This window comes from Enterobacter sp. QK-SA4, from assembly GCF_056856775.1.
Genome location: NZ_JBXFXH010000007.1, coordinates 559059 through 576078, shown reverse-complemented (window position 1 = coordinate 576078; position 17020 = coordinate 559059). Strand labels below are relative to the sequence as shown.

14 protein-coding genes and 2 tRNA genes are annotated in these 17020 nt (G+C 53.7%); 5 read left to right on the top strand and 11 right to left on the bottom strand.

Annotated features, from left to right (window positions below; all coding sequences use genetic code 11):
* Positions 1-198 precede the first annotated feature (198 nt).
* From infB to AC1VYI_RS04295, 4 genes are all read right to left on the bottom strand, one after another.
* A complete protein-coding gene (gene infB / locus AC1VYI_RS04310; protein WP_023309335.1) occupies positions 199-2886 on the bottom strand; it encodes a translation initiation factor IF-2 in 2688 nt (895 codons plus the stop codon).
* A gap of 24 nt (positions 2887-2910) precedes the next feature.
* Complete coding sequence (gene nusA / locus AC1VYI_RS04305; protein ID WP_482877926.1) at positions 2911-4413, bottom strand: transcription termination factor NusA; 1503 nt, start codon at positions 4411-4413, stop codon at positions 2911-2913.
* Between the two features lie 28 nt (positions 4414-4441).
* Entirely contained in the window at positions 4442-4894 is a 453-nt protein-coding gene (gene rimP, locus AC1VYI_RS04300; RefSeq protein WP_014833432.1) for a ribosome maturation factor RimP, read from the bottom strand.
* Positions 4895-5101: 207 nt separating this feature from the next.
* Positions 5102-5178: transfer RNA gene (locus AC1VYI_RS04295), tRNA-Met, on the bottom strand.
* 287 nt (positions 5179-5465) lie between these two features.
* Here AC1VYI_RS04295 and argG point away from each other — a divergent pair.
* Entirely contained in the window at positions 5466-6812 is a 1347-nt protein-coding gene (gene argG, locus AC1VYI_RS04290; RefSeq protein WP_023309336.1) for an argininosuccinate synthase, read from the top strand.
* Positions 6813-6997: 185 nt separating this feature from the next.
* Here the strand turns inward: argG and AC1VYI_RS04285 are convergent.
* The 6 genes from AC1VYI_RS04285 to rlmE all read right to left on the bottom strand — a co-directional run bounded on the left by AC1VYI_RS04285 (position 6998) and on the right by rlmE (position 12590).
* Positions 6998-7084, bottom strand: a tRNA-Leu gene (locus tag AC1VYI_RS04285).
* Positions 7085-7093: 9 nt separating this feature from the next.
* Complete coding sequence (secG, locus tag AC1VYI_RS04280) at positions 7094-7426, bottom strand: preprotein translocase subunit SecG (protein ID WP_023309338.1); 333 nt, start codon at positions 7424-7426, stop codon at positions 7094-7096.
* A gap of 223 nt (positions 7427-7649) precedes the next feature.
* Positions 7650-8987 carry a phosphoglucosamine mutase gene (glmM, locus tag AC1VYI_RS04275; RefSeq protein WP_134867108.1) on the bottom strand — a complete coding sequence of 446 codons (1338 nt, stop codon included), beginning with the start codon at positions 8985-8987 and terminating at the stop codon, positions 7650-7652.
* A complete protein-coding gene (gene folP, locus AC1VYI_RS04270; protein WP_023309340.1) occupies positions 8980-9828 on the bottom strand; it encodes a dihydropteroate synthase in 849 nt (282 codons plus the stop codon). The genes glmM and folP overlap by 8 nt, the downstream gene beginning before the upstream one ends.
* 98 nt (positions 9829-9926) lie before the next feature.
* Positions 9927-11861 carry an ATP-dependent zinc metalloprotease FtsH gene (gene ftsH, locus AC1VYI_RS04265; RefSeq protein WP_029739626.1) on the bottom strand — a complete coding sequence of 645 codons (1935 nt, stop codon included), beginning with the start codon at positions 11859-11861 and terminating at the stop codon, positions 9927-9929.
* A 102-nt stretch (positions 11862-11963) separates the two neighbouring features.
* Complete coding sequence (gene rlmE / locus AC1VYI_RS04260) at positions 11964-12590, bottom strand: 23S rRNA (uridine(2552)-2'-O)-methyltransferase RlmE (RefSeq protein ID WP_003861812.1); 627 nt, start codon at positions 12588-12590, stop codon at positions 11964-11966.
* Positions 12591-12717: 127 nt separating this feature from the next.
* Between rlmE and yhbY the strand changes: the two genes are divergently transcribed.
* Positions 12718-13011, top strand: coding sequence for a ribosome assembly RNA-binding protein YhbY (yhbY, locus tag AC1VYI_RS04255; RefSeq protein ID WP_003861814.1), 294 nt, complete (start codon positions 12718-12720; stop codon positions 13009-13011).
* A gap of 151 nt (positions 13012-13162) precedes the next feature.
* On the opposite strand, the gene greA is transcribed toward yhbY, so the two are convergent.
* Positions 13163-13639, bottom strand: a complete 477-nt coding sequence (gene greA, locus AC1VYI_RS04250) for a transcription elongation factor GreA (RefSeq protein WP_014171793.1) — start codon at positions 13637-13639, stop codon at positions 13163-13165.
* A 228-nt stretch (positions 13640-13867) separates the two neighbouring features.
* Here greA and dacB point away from each other — a divergent pair, with 228 nt between their 5' ends.
* The 3 genes from dacB to pmrB are packed head-to-tail and all read left to right on the top strand — an operon-like array spanning position 13868 to position 17006.
* On the top strand, positions 13868-15301 hold the full coding sequence (gene dacB, locus AC1VYI_RS04245) for a serine-type D-Ala-D-Ala carboxypeptidase (RefSeq protein ID WP_134867107.1): 1434 nt from the start codon (positions 13868-13870) through the stop codon (positions 15299-15301).
* A 2-nt stretch (positions 15302-15303) separates the two neighbouring features.
* Positions 15304-15966, top strand: a complete 663-nt coding sequence (gene pmrA, locus AC1VYI_RS04240; protein ID WP_134867106.1) for a two-component system response regulator PmrA — start codon at positions 15304-15306, stop codon at positions 15964-15966.
* On the top strand, positions 15963-17006 hold the full coding sequence (gene pmrB, locus AC1VYI_RS04235) for a two-component system sensor histidine kinase PmrB (protein WP_134867105.1): 1044 nt from the start codon (positions 15963-15965) through the stop codon (positions 17004-17006). Before pmrA ends, pmrB begins: the two co-directional genes overlap by 4 nt.
* Positions 17007-17020: the final 14 nt, after the last annotated feature.

The window sequence follows — 17020 nt, the reverse complement described above, 5'->3', positions numbered from 1 at the left end:
ACAAAAAAGGGGCTAAAAGCCCCTTTTAAAATTATTGCCGGGTGGCGCTTCGCTTACCCGGCCTACGCTAGTTAATCTTCTAAGGATTTTGGGTTGCAACAAGGCGGCAAGCTCGTGAATCCCCGGTCACATAGATAACTATGTGACCGGGGTGAACGAGCGCAGCCAACGCAGTGGCGGCCCAAAAGCCGACGAAGATTAAGCGATGGTACGCTGAATTTCGATGATCTCGAACACTTCGATCATATCGCCAACGCGAACGTCGTTGTAGTTCTTCACGCCGATACCACATTCCATGCCGTTACGGACTTCGTTAACGTCATCTTTGAAGCGGCGCAGGGATTCCAGCTCGCCTTCGTAGATAACCACGTTGTCACGCAGTACGCGGATTGGGTTGTGACGCTTGATGTTACCTTCGGTAACCATACAGCCCGCGATCGCACCGAATTTCGGTGATTTGAACACGTCACGTACTTCAGCCAGACCGATGATCTGCTGTTTCAGCTCAGGAGACAGCATGCCGCTCATGGCTGCTTTCACTTCGTCGATCAGGTTATAGATGACGGAGTAGTAGCGCAGATCCAGGCTTTCAGCTTCAATCACTTTACGCGCGGATGCATCCGCACGAACGTTGAAGCCAACCAGGATAGCGTTGGAGGCAGCAGCCAGGGTCGCGTCGGTTTCGGTGATACCACCTACGCCAGAACCGATGATCTTCACTTTCACTTCGTCGGTAGACAGTTTCAGCAAGGAGTCGGAGATCGCTTCCACAGAACCCTGAACGTCGGCTTTCAGAACGATGTTCACTTCGTGAACTTCGCCATCGGTCATGTTGGCAAACATGTTCTCGAGTTTAGATTTCTGCTGACGAGCCAGTTTAACTTCACGGAATTTACCCTGACGATACAGTGCCACTTCACGCGCTTTCTTCTCGTCACGCACCACGGTCACTTCGTCACCGGCAGCCGGAACACCGGACAGACCCAGGATTTCCACTGGAATGGACGGACCTGCTTCCAGCACTTCCTGACCCAGTTCGTTACGCATCGCACGAACGCGACCGTATTCGAAACCGCACAGAACGATATCGCCTTTATGCAGCGTACCTTCGCGAACCAGAACGGTAGCAACCGGGCCACGTCCTTTATCCAGGAAGGATTCGATAACCGCACCGCTCGCCATACCGTTACGGATGGCTTTCAGCTCCAGAACTTCGGCCTGCAGCAGGATCGCGTCCAGCAGTTCGTCGATACCGGTACCCGCTTTCGCAGACACGTGTACGAACTGGCTTTCGCCGCCCCACTCTTCCGGCAGAATACCGTACTGGGAAAGTTCGTTTTTAACACGATCGGGATCCGCTTCTGGCTTATCGATCTTGTTCACTGCAACCACAACCGGCACACCTGCTGCTTTCGCGTGCTGGATAGCTTCGATGGTCTGCGGCATGACGCCGTCGTCTGCAGCAACAACCAGAACAACGATATCCGTCGCCTGAGCACCACGAGCACGCATTGAGGTAAACGCGGCGTGGCCCGGAGTATCCAGGAAGGTGATCATACCGTTGTCAGTTTCTACGTGGTAAGCACCGATGTGCTGGGTAATACCACCCGCTTCGCCAGAGGCAACCTTGGTAGAACGAATGTAGTCAAGCAGAGAGGTTTTACCGTGGTCAACGTGACCCATGATGGTCACAACCGGTGCACGCGGTTCAGCCGCTGCACCTGTGTCACGGTCGCTCATTACCGCTTCTTCCAGCTCGTTTTCACGACGCAGGATAACTTTGTGGCCCATCTCTTCAGCAACCAGCTGTGCGGTTTCCTGATCGATGACCTGGTTGATGGTCGCCATGGCACCCAGCTTCATCATTGCTTTGATGACCTGAGAGCCTTTAACCGCCATCTTGTTCGCCAGTTCGCCAACGGTAATGGTTTCGCCAATCACGACGTCACGGTTAACGGCCTGAGCCGGCTTCTGGAAGCCCTGCTGCAGCGCGGAACCTTTACGCTTGCCGCCTTTACCACCGCGAACAGCCGCGCGTGCTTCTTCACGGTCAGCTTTGGATTCAGCGTGCTTGTTGCCTTTTTTCGCCGGACGCGCTGCTTTTGCATTACGACCACGGCCACGGCCGCCTTCTACTTCACGGTCGTTATCATCTTCAGCCTGACGCGCATGCTGAGAAGTGGTCACGTGATAGTCGCTGGTGTCTTCAGTCGGCTCAACGGTATTCACACCATTCTTCTCGTTTTCTTCTGCCATGCGGCGCGCTTCTTCGGCGACGCGGCGAGCTTCTTCTTCCAGCTTACGGCGGGCTTCTTCTTCCGCTTTACGCTTCAGCTCGGCAGCTTCATTTTCACGGCGGGCTTTTTCAGCCTGGGCGGTTTTGGTCATTTCGTCTGTCTGTTGATTGCTCACTTTGTCTTTTTCCGCAGCGTCACGCTTCACTTTATCACTTGCGTCGCGTTTCGCTTTTTCTGCGGCCTCACGTTCAGCTTTTAATTCTGCTTCACGTTTGGCGGCTGCTTCCGCCTCACGCTGAGCTTGTTCTTCCGCTTCACGCTGTGCCTGCTCTTCCGCGGCAAGGCGTTCTGCCTCTTGCGGATCACGTTTTACAAAGGTGCGCGTCTTGCGGACTTCAATTTGTACCGATTTGCTTTTGCCACCGGTACCAGGGATGTTTAACGTGCTGCGCGTTTTGCGCTGCAGCGTTAACTTGTCAGGCGTAGAACCGTGTTCACGGTTCAGGTGCGTTAACAAGGTTTGTTTTTCTTGCGCGGTCACCGAGTCATCAGCGGACTTCGGGATCCCTGCATCAGCAAATTGCTGTACCAGGCGGTCCACGGAGGTCTGAATCTCAGCAGCCAGCGATTTTACAGTTACATCAGTCATGCTGTTCCTTCCTGCTACAGTTTATTACGCTTCGTCGCCGAACCAGCAAATATTACGTGCGGCCATGATGAGCTCGCCGGCTTTCTCGTCGGTTAAACCTTCGATATCAGCCAGGTCATCAACGCCTTGCTCAGCGAGATCTTCCAGCGTACAAACACCACGGGCAGCCAGCTTGAACGCAATCGCACGATCAAGACCTTCCAGATTCAGCAGGTCATCAGCCGGCTTCTTATCGCCAAGGCTTTCTTCCTGAGCCAGTGCCAGGGTGGTCAGTGCGTTTTTAGCGCGTTCACGCAGGGCTTCGACGGTTGGTTCATCCAGACCGTCAATTTCCAGCAGCTCTTTCATTGGCACATAGGCCAGTTCTTCCAGCGTAGAGAATCCTTCTTCAACCAGAACAGTGGCGAAGTCTTCGTCAATATCCAGGTATTTAGTGAAGGTATCGATCGCCGCATGGGCTTCAGCCTGATGCTTAGCCTGCAGGTCATCAACGGTCATTACGTTGAGTTCCCAGCCGCTCAGCTGTGACGCCAGGCGTACGTTCTGACCGTTACGGCCGATTGCCTGCGCCAGGTTGCCCGCTTCAACAGCGATATCCATGGTGTGTTTGTCTTCGTCAACAACGATAGACGCCACATCAGCTGGAGCCATTGCGTTGATCACGAACTGCGCCGGGTTGTCATCCCACAGAACGATATCAATACGTTCGCCGCCCAGCTCAGTAGAAACTGCCTGAACGCGCGCACCGCGCATACCGACGCAAGCACCGACCGGGTCGATACGCTTGTCGTTGGTTTTCACCGCAATTTTCGCACGGGAGCCCGGATCGCGAGCCGCCGCTTTAATTTCGATAACTTCTTCACCGATTTCCGGCACTTCGATACGGAACAGTTCTACCAGCATTTCTGGTTTAGAACGGGTCACGAAGAGCTGTGCACCACGCGCTTCAGGGCGTACCGCGTACAGAACGCCGCGAATACGGTCGCCCGGGCGGAAGTTTTCACGCGGCAGCATATCTTCACGCAGGATCACGGCTTCAGCGTTACCCGGCAACCCTTCGGATTTGATCTCGAGGGAGATGTTGTCGCGGTTCACTTTCTTCACCACGCCGGTAATGATTTCGCCTTCCTGATCGCGGAACTGATCGACAACCAGCGCGCTCTCGGCTTCGCGCACTTTCTGCACGATAACCTGTTTAGCGGTCTGGGTGGTGATACGGTCGAAGGTCACAGATTCGATCTGATCTTCAACGTAGTCACCCACGTTCAGACTTTCGTCTTCAAAACGGGCGGCTTCCAGCGTGATCTCTTTGGTCGGCTGGGTCACTTCTTCAACGATTACCCAACGACGGAATGTATCGAAGTCACCGCTTTTACGATCGATTTCTACGCGAACATCGATCTCTTGTTCGTATTTTTTCTTGGTTGCTGTAGCCAGTGCACTTTCCAGCGCTTCGAAAATCTTCTCACGCGGCAGTGATTTCTCGTTGGAGACGGCTTCAACAACAGCCAAAATTTCTTTGTTCATCGCGGGCTTTTCACCTCAATCCAGACTGTTAAAAGTGGGGAACCAGGTTCGCCTTCTGGATATTACTCAGCGCGAACACTTCATCTTTGCCTTCGACTGTCACCGTGATCATTTCACCATCAACGGCTTTGATAATTCCCTGCCATTTACGGCGGTTCTGTACGGCCATACGCAGAACGAGAGCCACTTCTTCACCGGTAAAGCGCACATAGTGCTCGGCCGTGAACATCGGGCGATCGAGGCCAGGTGAGGAAACTTCCAGGTTGTACGCAACGGTAATCGGGTCTTCAACATCAAGAACCGCACTCACCTGGTGGCTGACATCAGCACAATCATCAACATTGATGCCATCTTCACTATCAATATAGATGCGCAGCGTCGATGTACGGCCGCGAACGAATTCGATGCCGACCAGTTCGTAGCCCAGTGCTTCGACCGGTGCAGTAATCATCTCTGTTAATTTTTGCTCTAATGTGGACAAGCCCACCCCCAAGACATAAAAAAAGGGCGTAAAGCCCAGTTATTCTGTAGTCAGATAACAAAAAACCCCGATAAATCGGGGCTTTAGATAACTGAACCCTATAGCCACAACTGTGGCCTGGAGCACTTTCCGAAAGAATTTTTTCAAATCCAGCTACGAAGGCTCTAAGTCTTCACAGTATATTTGAAAAAGAACTTTATGGGAAAGTGGTTGCGGGGGCCGGATTTGAACCGACGACCTTCGGGTTATGAGCCCGACGAGCTACCAGGCTGCTCCACCCCGCGCCTGAAACGTGGCAAATTCTACGCGTTTTGGACAGAATTTGCAAATAATGCTGGGATTTGGTACCGAAGACGGGACGTAAAATCGGCGTTTAGTATATTGATAGTTGACCCCACCTGTCAACCCAACTTCCGCCAGATCAATTAGACCAAAATTTTTACAAAAAACGCACGACTCTCTTCCGGTCTTCGCCAAAAGATGATTAAATGAATACTCACTTATTTTGCATAAAAATGCACAAGAGAGCGAAAGCGGTCTCTAATCAGTCAATCAAGCAGGGTTTTATTCTATGACGACTATTCTCAAGCATCTTCCGGTTGGACAACGTATTGGCATCGCTTTCTCAGGTGGCCTGGATACCAGCGCTGCACTACTGTGGATGCGCCAGAAGGGAGCGGTTCCGTACGCCTATACCGCGAACCTGGGTCAGCCGGATGAGGACGACTATGATGCCATTCCTCGTCGCGCTAAAGAGTATGGTGCAGAGAACGCGCGCCTGATTGACTGCCGTAAGCAACTGGTCGCTGAAGGTATCGCGGCTATTCAGTGCGGTGCGTTCCATAACACCACCGGCGGCCTGACCTATTTCAACACCACCCCGCTGGGCCGTGCGGTCACCGGCACCATGCTGGTTGCGGCGATGAAAGAAGACGGCGTCAACATCTGGGGTGACGGCAGTACCTATAAAGGCAACGATATTGAGCGTTTCTATCGTTATGGCCTGCTGACCAACGCCGAACTGCAGATCTACAAGCCGTGGCTGGATACCGACTTCATCGACGAGCTGGGTGGCCGTCATGAGATGTCCGAGTTTATGATCGCCTGCGGTTTCGACTATAAGATGTCTGTCGAGAAAGCTTACTCCACTGACTCCAACATGCTGGGTGCGACGCACGAAGCGAAAGACCTGGAATTCCTGAACTCAAGCGTGAAGATCGTTAACCCGATCATGGGCGTGAAGTTCTGGGACGAGAACGTCAAAATCCAGGCTGAAGAAGTGACAGTACGTTTCGAACGTGGTCATCCGGTTGCGCTGAACGGCAAAACCTTCTCTGATGATGTTGAGCTGATGCTGGAAGCGAACCGTATTGGCGGTCGTCACGGCCTGGGCATGAGCGATCAGATTGAAAACCGCATCATCGAAGCGAAAAGCCGTGGCATCTATGAAGCCCCGGGAATGGCGCTGCTGCACATCGCTTACGAGCGTCTGCTGACCGGCATTCACAACGAAGACACCATTGAGCAGTATCACTCTCATGGCCGTCAGCTGGGTAAACTGCTGTATCAGGGCCGCTGGTTCGATCCACAGGCGCTGATGCTGCGCGATGCGCTGCAGCGTTGGGTGGCAAGCGCAATCACCGGCGAAGTGACGCTGGAGCTGCGTCGCGGTAACGACTACTCCATCCTGAACACCGTGTCTGACAACCTGACCTATAAAGCAGAGCGTCTGACCATGGAGAAAGGTGAATCCGTGTTCTCGCCGGACGATCGTATCGGTCAGCTGACTATGCGTAACCTGGACATCACCGATACCCGCGAGAAGCTGTTCAACTATGTTGAGAATGGCCTGCTCTCCGCGAATTCCGGTAACGGTCTGCCGCAGGTTGAAAATCTGGAGCACAGCGATAAGAAGTAATCGCTGATATAACGTGCAAAAGGCGTCCTATGGACGCCTTTTTTGTGGACTTTCGTAGGGCGGGTAAGCGCAGCGTCACCCGCCATTTTGCCCGGTGGCGCTGCGCTTACCGGGCCTACAAAACCACACCTCAGAATATGCAGACGAAAAAAAAGACGTCTTTCGACGTCTTTCTTCTGGAATATTGGTACCGAGGATGGGACTCGAACCCACAAGCCCGTTAGGGCACTACCACCTCAAGGTAGCGTGTCTACCAATTCCACCACCTCGGTACAGAATACTTAGTGCGGGATATCGCTGGTCGGCTTAGCCGGTGCAGCTGGCTGAGTTTGCTCAGTTTTCGCTGGCGCGCTCAGGTTTTCCCACTCGCTTCCTTTGCTGGTCTTGTTGCTGTTGATATTGCCAAGCACCAGACTGATGATGAAGAACAGCGTAGCCAGAATCGCCGTTGTGCGGGTCATGAAGTTCGCAGAACCACTTGAACCGAACAGCGTACCGGAAGCGCCTGCTCCGAAGGAGGCTCCCATATCAGCGCCTTTACCTTGCTGCAGCATAATCAGCGCTACGAGAGCGATGGCTACAATAAGGAAAACAACTAAAAGAGCTTCGTACATAATCAACTTGTTCCTTGCGGATTTGCCGCATACCAATGCTTCGACCAATTAGCAGGATTTTTGTTTCCCACTGAAGCGGGTGTGAATACTAACCAAAGCGAATGACCTTCGCAAGGGCATTTTTGACGCATTGTATCAACTGCGGAAAAAAACAGCAAAAAGCCATTAATTGCTTAAAACAAAGGCGACAAAAGCCGCCTTTTTATACATTTAGCTTGCACAATTATGCAGCTTTCACAGCATCCGCAATACGGTGTGCAAATTCGGTTACCTGCGCTTCGTCTTCACCTTCCACCATCACGCGGATCAGCGGTTCAGTACCGGACTTACGCAGCAGCACACGCCCACGATTGCCCAGGGCCGCTTCAACGTCAGCCATCACCGCTTTGACTTTCTCGTTTTCCAGCGGATCGCCTTTACCGGCAGTGAAGCGTACGTTAACCAGGATCTGTGGGAACATTTTCATCCCGCTGCACAGATCGTGCAGGCTCATATGGTTGCGCGCCATCGCGGCAACCACCTGCAGCGCGGCCACGATACCGTCACCGGTGGTGGTTTTATCGAGCAGGATCACGTGACCCGAGTTTTCTGCACCGATGCGCCAGCCCTTCTCCTGCAATTTTTCCAGCACATAGCGGTCACCCACTTTCGCGCGGACAAACGGAATACCGAGCTGTTTCAGCGCCAGTTCCAGGCCCATGTTACTCATCAGCGTGCCCACCGCACCGCCGCGCAGCTGGCCCTGACGCAGGCCCTCACGGGCAATGATGTAGAGGATCTGATCGCCGTCGACCTTGTTACCTTCGTGGTCGACCATGATCACGCGGTCACCGTCGCCGTCCAGCGCAATGCCCAGGTCGGCTTTCTCTGCCAGAACACGCGCCTGCAGGGCACGAACGTCAGTTGCCCCCACCTGCTCGTTAATGTTCAGACCATCCGGCTCGCAGCCAATGGTGATGACTTTCGCACCCAGTTCGCGGAAGACATTCGGGGCGATGTGATAGGTTGCGCCGTTTGCACAGTCCACCACAATTTTGAGGTGAGCCAGGCTCAGCTCATTCGGGAAGGTGCCTTTACAGAATTCGATATAACGGCCCGCCGCATCAACGATACGGTTCGCTTTACCCAGCTCTGCGGAATCAACGCAGGTGATCTCTTTTTCCATTTCGGCTTCAATGGCTTCTTCCACGTCATCCGGGAGCTTGGTGCCGTCAATGGAGAAGAATTTAATGCCGTTGTCGTAGAACGGGTTGTGAGAAGCTGAGATAACAATCCCCGCTTCCGCACGGAAGGTACGCGTCAGATACGCGACTGCAGGCGTTGGCATTGGGCCCGTAAAGGACGCGGACAGTCCAGCCGCCGCCAGACCCGCTTCCAGCGCTGATTCCAGCATATAGCCGGAAATACGGGTGTCTTTACCGATAATGATCTTACGGGAACCATGACGCGCCAGCACTTTGCCAGCAGCCCAGCCGAGCTTCAGGACAAAATCAGGGGTGATGGGAGCATCGCCTACACGCCCACGGATACCATCGGTACCAAAATACTTACGATTACTCATAGCGTTTGTTTTCCTTCGCTGCCAGTGTGGCTTCCACCACACGCATGGCTTCTACTGTTTCTTTAACGTCATGGACACGAATAATGTGCGCGCCCTGCATCGCCGCAATCACCGCGCAGGCCAGGCTGCCGCTCAGGCGTTCGCTCGGCCCCACGTTCAGCAACTGCCCAATCATCGACTTTCTCGACATCCCCACCAGCAGCGGCAGGTCAAAGTGATGGAATTCCGATAAGCGCGCGAGCAACGCATAATTGTGGGAGAGATTTTTACCGAAACCGAACCCCGGGTCGAGCAACAATTTCTCTTTTGGGATACCTGCACGTTCGCAGCGCGCAATATGTTCAATAAAGAAGCGATTCACGTCGGCAAAGACATCATCATACTTCGGTGCTTCCTGCATGGTTTTCGGCTGACCCTGCATATGCATCAGGCATACCGGTAACCCGGTCTCTGCCGCGGCTTCCAGTGCGCCAGGCTCGGTGAGTGAACGAATATCATTGATAATGTGAGCGCCCACTCTCGCCACTTCACGAATCACTTCGGGTTTAGAGGTATCAACGGAGATCCATACTTCAAACCGCTGCGCGATAGCTTCAACCACCGGCACCACGCGCGCCAGCTCTTCTTCCACAGACACGTCCGCCGCACCAGGACGCGTCGATTCGCCGCCCACGTCAATAATGGTGGCGCCCGCATTAATCATTAAATTCGCGTGCTTAACCGCCTCGATAAGCGTGTTATGCGTGCCGCCGTCTGAGAAAGAGTCAGGGGTAACATTCAGGATCCCCATCACATGGGGATGTGAAAGATCGAGATGCGAGTCCTGAGCGAATAATTTCATGGCGAAATCCCTGGTATCTATATCGTTAAACAGAAATGAAAAACCCCGGAGCAAGCTCCAGGGTTTGAGTTACAGACAAACGCTTCAACAGCAGTGGCTTACTTATCGCCCAACTGTTCTGACATGGTGTTGCCCGGATTTGGCGTACGCGGTTCATCAACCGGACGCGGCGCACGCGGGGTGCCATTATTGTCAGAATTATTGGAAGCGCCTGGGTCTTCCCAGCCTGCCGGCGGACGTACTTCGCGGCGCGCCATCAGGTCGTCAATCTGCGGTGCATCGATGGTCTCATATTTCATGAGCGCATCTTTCATCGAATGCAGGATGTCCATATTGTCGGTCAGGATCTGGCGTGCACGTGCGTAGTTACGCTCTACCAGAGATTTTACTTCCTGATCGATGATACGAGCCGTCTCATCGGACATATGTTTCGCTTTAGCCACAGAACGGCCCAGGAATACTTCCCCCTCTTCCTCTGCATACAGCAGCGGACCGAGTTTGTCGGAGAAGCCCCACTGCGTCACCATGTTACGCGCCAGGTTTGTCGCAACTTTAATGTCGTTGGACGCACCGGTAGAAACATGTTCCACACCGTAGATAATCTCTTCTGCCAGACGACCGCCGTACAGGGTCGAAATCTGGCTTTCCAGCTTCTGACGGCTGGCGCTGATCGCGTCGCCTTCAGGCAGGAAGAAAGTCACACCCAGCGCACGACCGCGCGGAATAATCGTCACTTTATGCACCGGATCGTGTTCCGGCACGAGGCGACCGATAATCGCGTGACCCGCTTCGTGGTATGCCGTGGACTCTTTCTGCGCTTCCGTCATCACCATGGAGCGACGTTCCGCACCCATCATGATTTTGTCTTTCGCTTTCTCGAACTCAACCATGGACACCACGCGCTTGTTACCGCGAGCGGCAAACAGTGCAGCTTCGTTGACCAGGTTAGCCAGATCCGCACCGGAGAAGCCCGGGGTACCGCGCGCAATGATTGCCGCATCGATATCTGGCGCCAGCGGTACGCGACGCATGTGAACTTTCAGAATCTGTTCACGACCGCGAACGTCCGGCAGACCCACTACAACCTGACGGTCGAAACGGCCTGGACGCAGCAGCGCAGGGTCAAGTACGTCCGGACGGTTAGTCGCCGCGATAACGATGATACCTTCGTTACCTTCGAAGCCGTCCATCTCAACCAGCATCTGGTTCAGCGTCTGTTCACGTTCATCGTGACCACCGCCCAGACCTGCGCCACGCTGGCGGCCTACGGCGTCGATTTCATCGATGAAGATAATGCACGGCGCTGCCTTCTTGGCCTGCTCGAACATGTCACGCACACGAGATGCACCGACACCCACGAACATTTCAACGAAGTCAGAACCTGAAATAGTAAAGAACGGCACCTTCGCTTCACCCGCAATGGCTTTCGCCAGCAGGGTTTTACCGGTACCCGGAGGGCCAACCATCAGCACGCCTTTCGGGATCTTACCGCCCAGCTTCTGGAAACGGCTCGGTTCACGCAGGTATTCAACCAGTTCACCAACCTCTTCTTTCGCTTCGTCACACCCGGCGACGTCAGCGAACGTGGTCTTGATCTGGTCTTCCGTCAGCATACGCGCCTTGCTCTTACCGAACGACATGGCACCTTTGCCACCGCCGCCCTGCATCTGGCGCATAAAGAAGATCCAGACGCCGATAAGAAGCAGCATCGGGAACCAGGAAATGAAGATAGAAGCCAGCAGGCTTGGTTCTTCTGGCGGCTCGCCAACTACCTTGACGTTTTTGGTCAGAAGGTTATCAAGCAGCTTAGGATCGTTCACCGGGATGTAAGTCGTGTAACGGTTACTATCTTTCTTGGTAACGTTGATCTCACGTCCGTTGATACGCGCTTCGCGAACCTGGTCCTGATTGACCTCCTGCAGGAAGGTAGAATAATCCACCTTGCGGCCATTCGACTCGCTGGGCCCAAAGCTCTGGAATACTGACATCAGCACAACGGCAATGACCAGCCAGAGTATTAGGTTTTTCGCCATGTCACTCAAGGGATTAACCTCATATTACAACTGTGTTAAAAACAGCGTCAGGATACTCTATATCCAGTTTCATTCAAACTTTCGCCTGAAATCTACCGGTTATCATTTTCGCCCGGTCGCTACAATATACACTTCTCGGGAGCGGGCCCGGGAAGAGTCCGGCTTACGAACTTTAACCTTCGCAAACAGGGAGCGAATTTCCTTAAGATACTCCTCGAAACCTTCGCCCTGAAACACCTTCACAACAAAACTACCACCAGGCGCTAGTACATCACGACACATTTCTAACGCTAGCTCCACCAGATACATGGCGCGGGGGATATCCACCGCCGGTGTTCCGCACATATTTGGTGCCATATCTGACATGACAACCTGGACCTTACTGTCACCTACACGATCAAGTAACGCTTTCAGCACTAATTCATCACGAAAGTCGCCCTGAAGGAAGTCGACACCGACGATGGGATCCATTGGTAAAAGATCGCACGCGATGATTCGGCCCGTTCCGCCGATCTGCGTAACCGCATACTGGGACCATCCGCCAGGTGCCGCACCGAGGTCAACAACCGTCATCCCCGGCTTAAAAAGTTTGTCACTTTGCTGTATTTCATCAAGTTTAAACCAGGCACGGGAACGTAACCCCTTTTTCTGTGCCTGTTGAACATATTTATCGCTAAAGTGTTCCTGAAGCCAGCGGCTGGAGCTGGCAGAACGCTTTTTACCTGTCATTTAACATTTCCGTCCTGGTTCATCGTTACCTGCCTGTGACGTAAATTTCTACGCAGCTATTTGGCGATATAAGGGAGATGGCGGTAGAATGAACCGTTTTCAATCCCAACGTAAGCAAAAATATACGATGAATCTGAGTACTAAACAAAAACAGCACCTTAAAGGTCTGGCACATCCGCTCAAGCCTGTAGTGATGCTTGGCAACAATGGTTTGACCGAAGGGGTGCTTGCCGAGATTGAACAAGCGCTGGAACACCACGAGCTGATCAAGGTGAAAATCGCCTCTGAAGACAGAGACACTAAAAACCTGATCGTGGAAGCCATCGTGCGCGAAACCGGCGCCTGTAATGTACAGGTCATCGGTAAAACGCTGGTGCTCTACCGCCCATCTAAAGAGCGTAAAATCTCGCTGCCACGCTAAGGATATCCTGAATCAAACACATTTTCTGTGTGAAACGAGGGATTTCTGTCAGCAGGCGAGCAAAATGCCATGCTCCTTGAGTTGATAAAAGGCCGCTATGCGGCCTTTTTCTTTTCTTTACAATGTATCAACATCTTAATAGAGAAGCGAATTACAGGTATTCAACCTTGATAATTTCGTATTCCACTTCACCGCCAGGGGTGCGGATGGTGACAACATCATCCTGCTCTTTGCCAATCAGGCCGCGAGCAATCGGAGAGTTCACTGAAATCAGGTTCTGTTTGAAGTCAGCTTCATCATCACCCACGATGCGATAGGTCTGCTCTTCGTCGTTGTCCAGGTTCAGCACGGTAACGGTAGAACCAAAGATCACACGCCCGTTGTTAGGCATTTTGGTGATATCAATAACCTGTGCATTGGACAGTTTTGCTTCGATATCTTTAATACGCCCTTCACAGAAGCCCTGCTGCTCACGCGCGGCGTGGTATTCAGCGTTCTCTTTCAGGTCGCCATGCTCGCGCGCATCCGCGATAGCGGCGATGATTTCAGGGCGACGCACGGATTTCAGAAAATCCAGCTCTTCGCGCAGTTTTTCGGCACCACGTAAGGTCATCGGAATAGCTTGCATTTGTTATACCTCTTAAACATTCCTGTTGGGAGCAGTGTTCCCTGCTCCTGCCCCCCTAAGCGGGCAAGAAGCAAAAAGAAAACCGACCCGGGAGCAATGCCCCAGGTCAGCAGCAATTTTTCAGTTTGATACGCATTTTACCGCGAAGTTCACTATGGGTCATCGTTTACTTTGCAGTGCCATGCACCGTAGTATGACGGTTTGTTTTCGGGTTGTTAGCGCGAGATTATGCGATTTTCCAGATTTATCATCGGATTGACTACCAGTATAACGTTCACCGCCAAGGCCGCGAATGTTGATGAGTACATTAATCAGCTCCCCGCAGGCGCGAACCTCGCCCTGATGGTGCAGAAGGTTGGCGCACAGGCTCCCGAGATTGACTATCACAGTCAACAGATGGCGCTGCCTGCCAGTACCCAAAAGGTGATCACCGCCCTCGCCGCCCTGCTCCAGCTCGGCCCTGATTTCCGTTTTACGACCACACTCGAGACCAAAGGTAACGTCGAGGGTGGCGCACTGAAAGGCGATCTTATCGCCCGTTTTGGCGGCGATCCGACCTTTAAGCGCCAGGATATCCGCAATATGGTTGCGGTACTGAAAAAATCTGGCGTACAGAAAATTGATGGCAATGTGCTGATCGACACATCCATCTTTGCCAGCCACGATAAAGCCCCGGGCTGGCCGTGGAACGACATGACACAATGTTTTAGCGCCCCGCCCGCCGCAGCAATCGTTGACCGTAACTGCTTCTCGGTTTCGCTTTACAGCGCACCAAAGCCGGATGATTTAGCGTTTATCCGCATAGCGTCCTACTACCCGGTCACCATGTTCAGCCAGGTCCGCACGCTGGCGAAAGGCTCCCCGGATGCGCAATATTGTGAGCTGGACGTCGTGCCAGGGGATCTTAACCGCTTCACGCTTACCGGCTGCCTGACGCAGCGCGCCGATCCGCTGCCGCTGGCCTTTGCGATACAGGATGGTGCAAGCTATGCGGGTGCCATTTTGAAAGATGAACTGAAACAAGCGGGCATAACCTACACCGGCACGCTGCTTCGCCAGACGCAGGTCAACCAGCCCGGCACGGTCATCGCCAGCAAACAGTCTCCGCCGCTGCACGATTTACTGCGAATCATGCTGAAAAAGTCTGACAACATGATTGCCGACACCGTGTTCCGCATGATTGGCCACGCGCGTTTCGGCGTGCCGGGCACCTGGCGCGCGGGTTCAGACGCCGTTCGTCAGATCCTACGCCAGCAGGCCGGGATCGAGCTGGGCAATACCATCGCCGTCGATGGCTCCGGATTATCGCGTCATAATTTGATCTCGCCGGCCACGATGATGCAGGTGCTTCAGTACATTGCACAGCATGACACTGAGCTAAACTTTATTTCAATGCTGCCGCTGGCCGGGCATGACGGTTCGCTGCAGTATCGCGCCGGGCTTCACGCTGCCGGCGTGGATGGCAAAGTATCCGCTAAGACAGGCTCGCTGCAGGGGGTTTACAACCTTGCAGGCTTTATCACTACGGCCAGCGGACAACGTATGGCATTCGTGCAGTATCTTTCCGGCTATGCCGTCGAACCGGCCGACCAGCGCAATCGTCGTATTCCGCTTGTTCGCTTCGAAAGCAGGCTCTATAAGGACATCTACCAGAATAACTAGCGATGAAACTACTTATAGTTGAAGACGATCTGTTATTGCAGGAAGGGCTGGCGCTGGGGCTGGCCAATGAAGGCTATGCTCTCGACTGCGCTGGCACCGCAGCGGAGGCGGACTCTCTGATCCAGAGCGGGGAATACAGCCTGGTGATCCTCGATTTGGGCTTGCCAGATAAAGACGGCGCCACGCTGCTCAGTCAGTGGCGACGTCGCGGTATCGCCAACCCGGTATTGATCCTGACGGCACGCGATGCCATTGAGGATCGTATCACCGGCCTCGACGCAGGCGCAGATGATTACCTGGTGAAGCCTTTTGCGCTTGCGGAGCTGCAGGCTCGGGTACGAGCGTTGATTCGCCGCTATCAGGGCCATAGTGATAACTTACTGACCGACGGCGATATTACGCTGAATCTGCAAACCCAGCAGGTACTGCGCCGGGATCAGGCCGTAGAGGTGACGCCAAAAGAGTTCGCCTTGCTGACGCGTCTGATTATGCGCAGCGGGCAAACGGTGCACAGAGAAACGCTCCAGCAGGATATCTACTCCTGGCAGGACGATCCGGGGTCAAATACCCTTGAAGTCCACATTCACAACCTGCGTCGCAAGCTCGGCAAGGACAGAATCAAAACCGTTCGTGGCGTTGGCTATCGCCTGGAGAGCCAGAAATGAACAGCATGCGTCGGCGTTTGATGGTGCTGCTGGCGGTCATTCTCTTATTTTTCCAGCTGATAAGCGTCATCTGGCTGTGGCATGAAAGCCGTGAGCAGATTGGTTTTCTGGTGAATGAAACGCTGTCGGCAAAAGCCCGTAATAATCATGTAGAAAAAGAGATCCGCGAGGCGATTGCTTCCCTTCTCGTCCCTTCTCTGGTGATGGTCGGTTTCACACTCCTGTTTTCATTCTGGGCGGTCACCTGGATAACCCGACCGTTGAATAAACTGCGTGACAGCCTGGCTAACCGTTCGGCGGATAACTTAACTCCGCTTCCTATGTATTCCGACATGGAAGAGATCGGCGCGGTGACGACCTCCCTGAACCAGCTCCTCGCCCGGCTGGACAATACCATTCAGCAGGAGCGTCTCTTCACCGCAGACGCCGCGCACGAGCTGAGAACGCCGCTGGCCGGTATCCGGCTCCATCTGGAGCTGATGTCGCAGTCCGGTGCGCCTCAGGCCGCAACGCTGATTAGCCGTATCGATCAGCTCATGCATACCGTTGAGCAACTGCTGATGCTTGCCCGTGCCGGACAGGCAATGGCCAGCGGCCACTACGAAACCGTGAGCTGGACGGAAAATATCATTGAACCTCTCGGCCTTGGGCATGAAGCCAAAGAACATACGGTGATTTGGCCGGCTAAAAGCGCGCTCACGGTTCAGGGAGACGCCGTGCTCCTGCGCCTGATGCTGCGCAACCTGCTGGAGAATGCGGGGCGCTACAGCCCGACAGGGACAACGATTACAGTGACATTAACCGGGGTCGACGGGGGGACGCAGATCAGCGTTATCGATCAGGGTCCAGGGATTGATGAAGCGCACCGACAGTCCATTACCGAGCCGTTCCGCCGTCTAGACCAGCGCTACGGCGGCAGCGGTCTGGGTCTGAGTATCGTGCAGCGCATCGTCCAGCTCCACCACGGCAGGCTGTCGCTTGAGAATGGCACAGAAGGTGGTTTAATCGCCAGCTGCTGGCTGCCTGCAACGCTGGAATAAAAAAAGCCCCCATA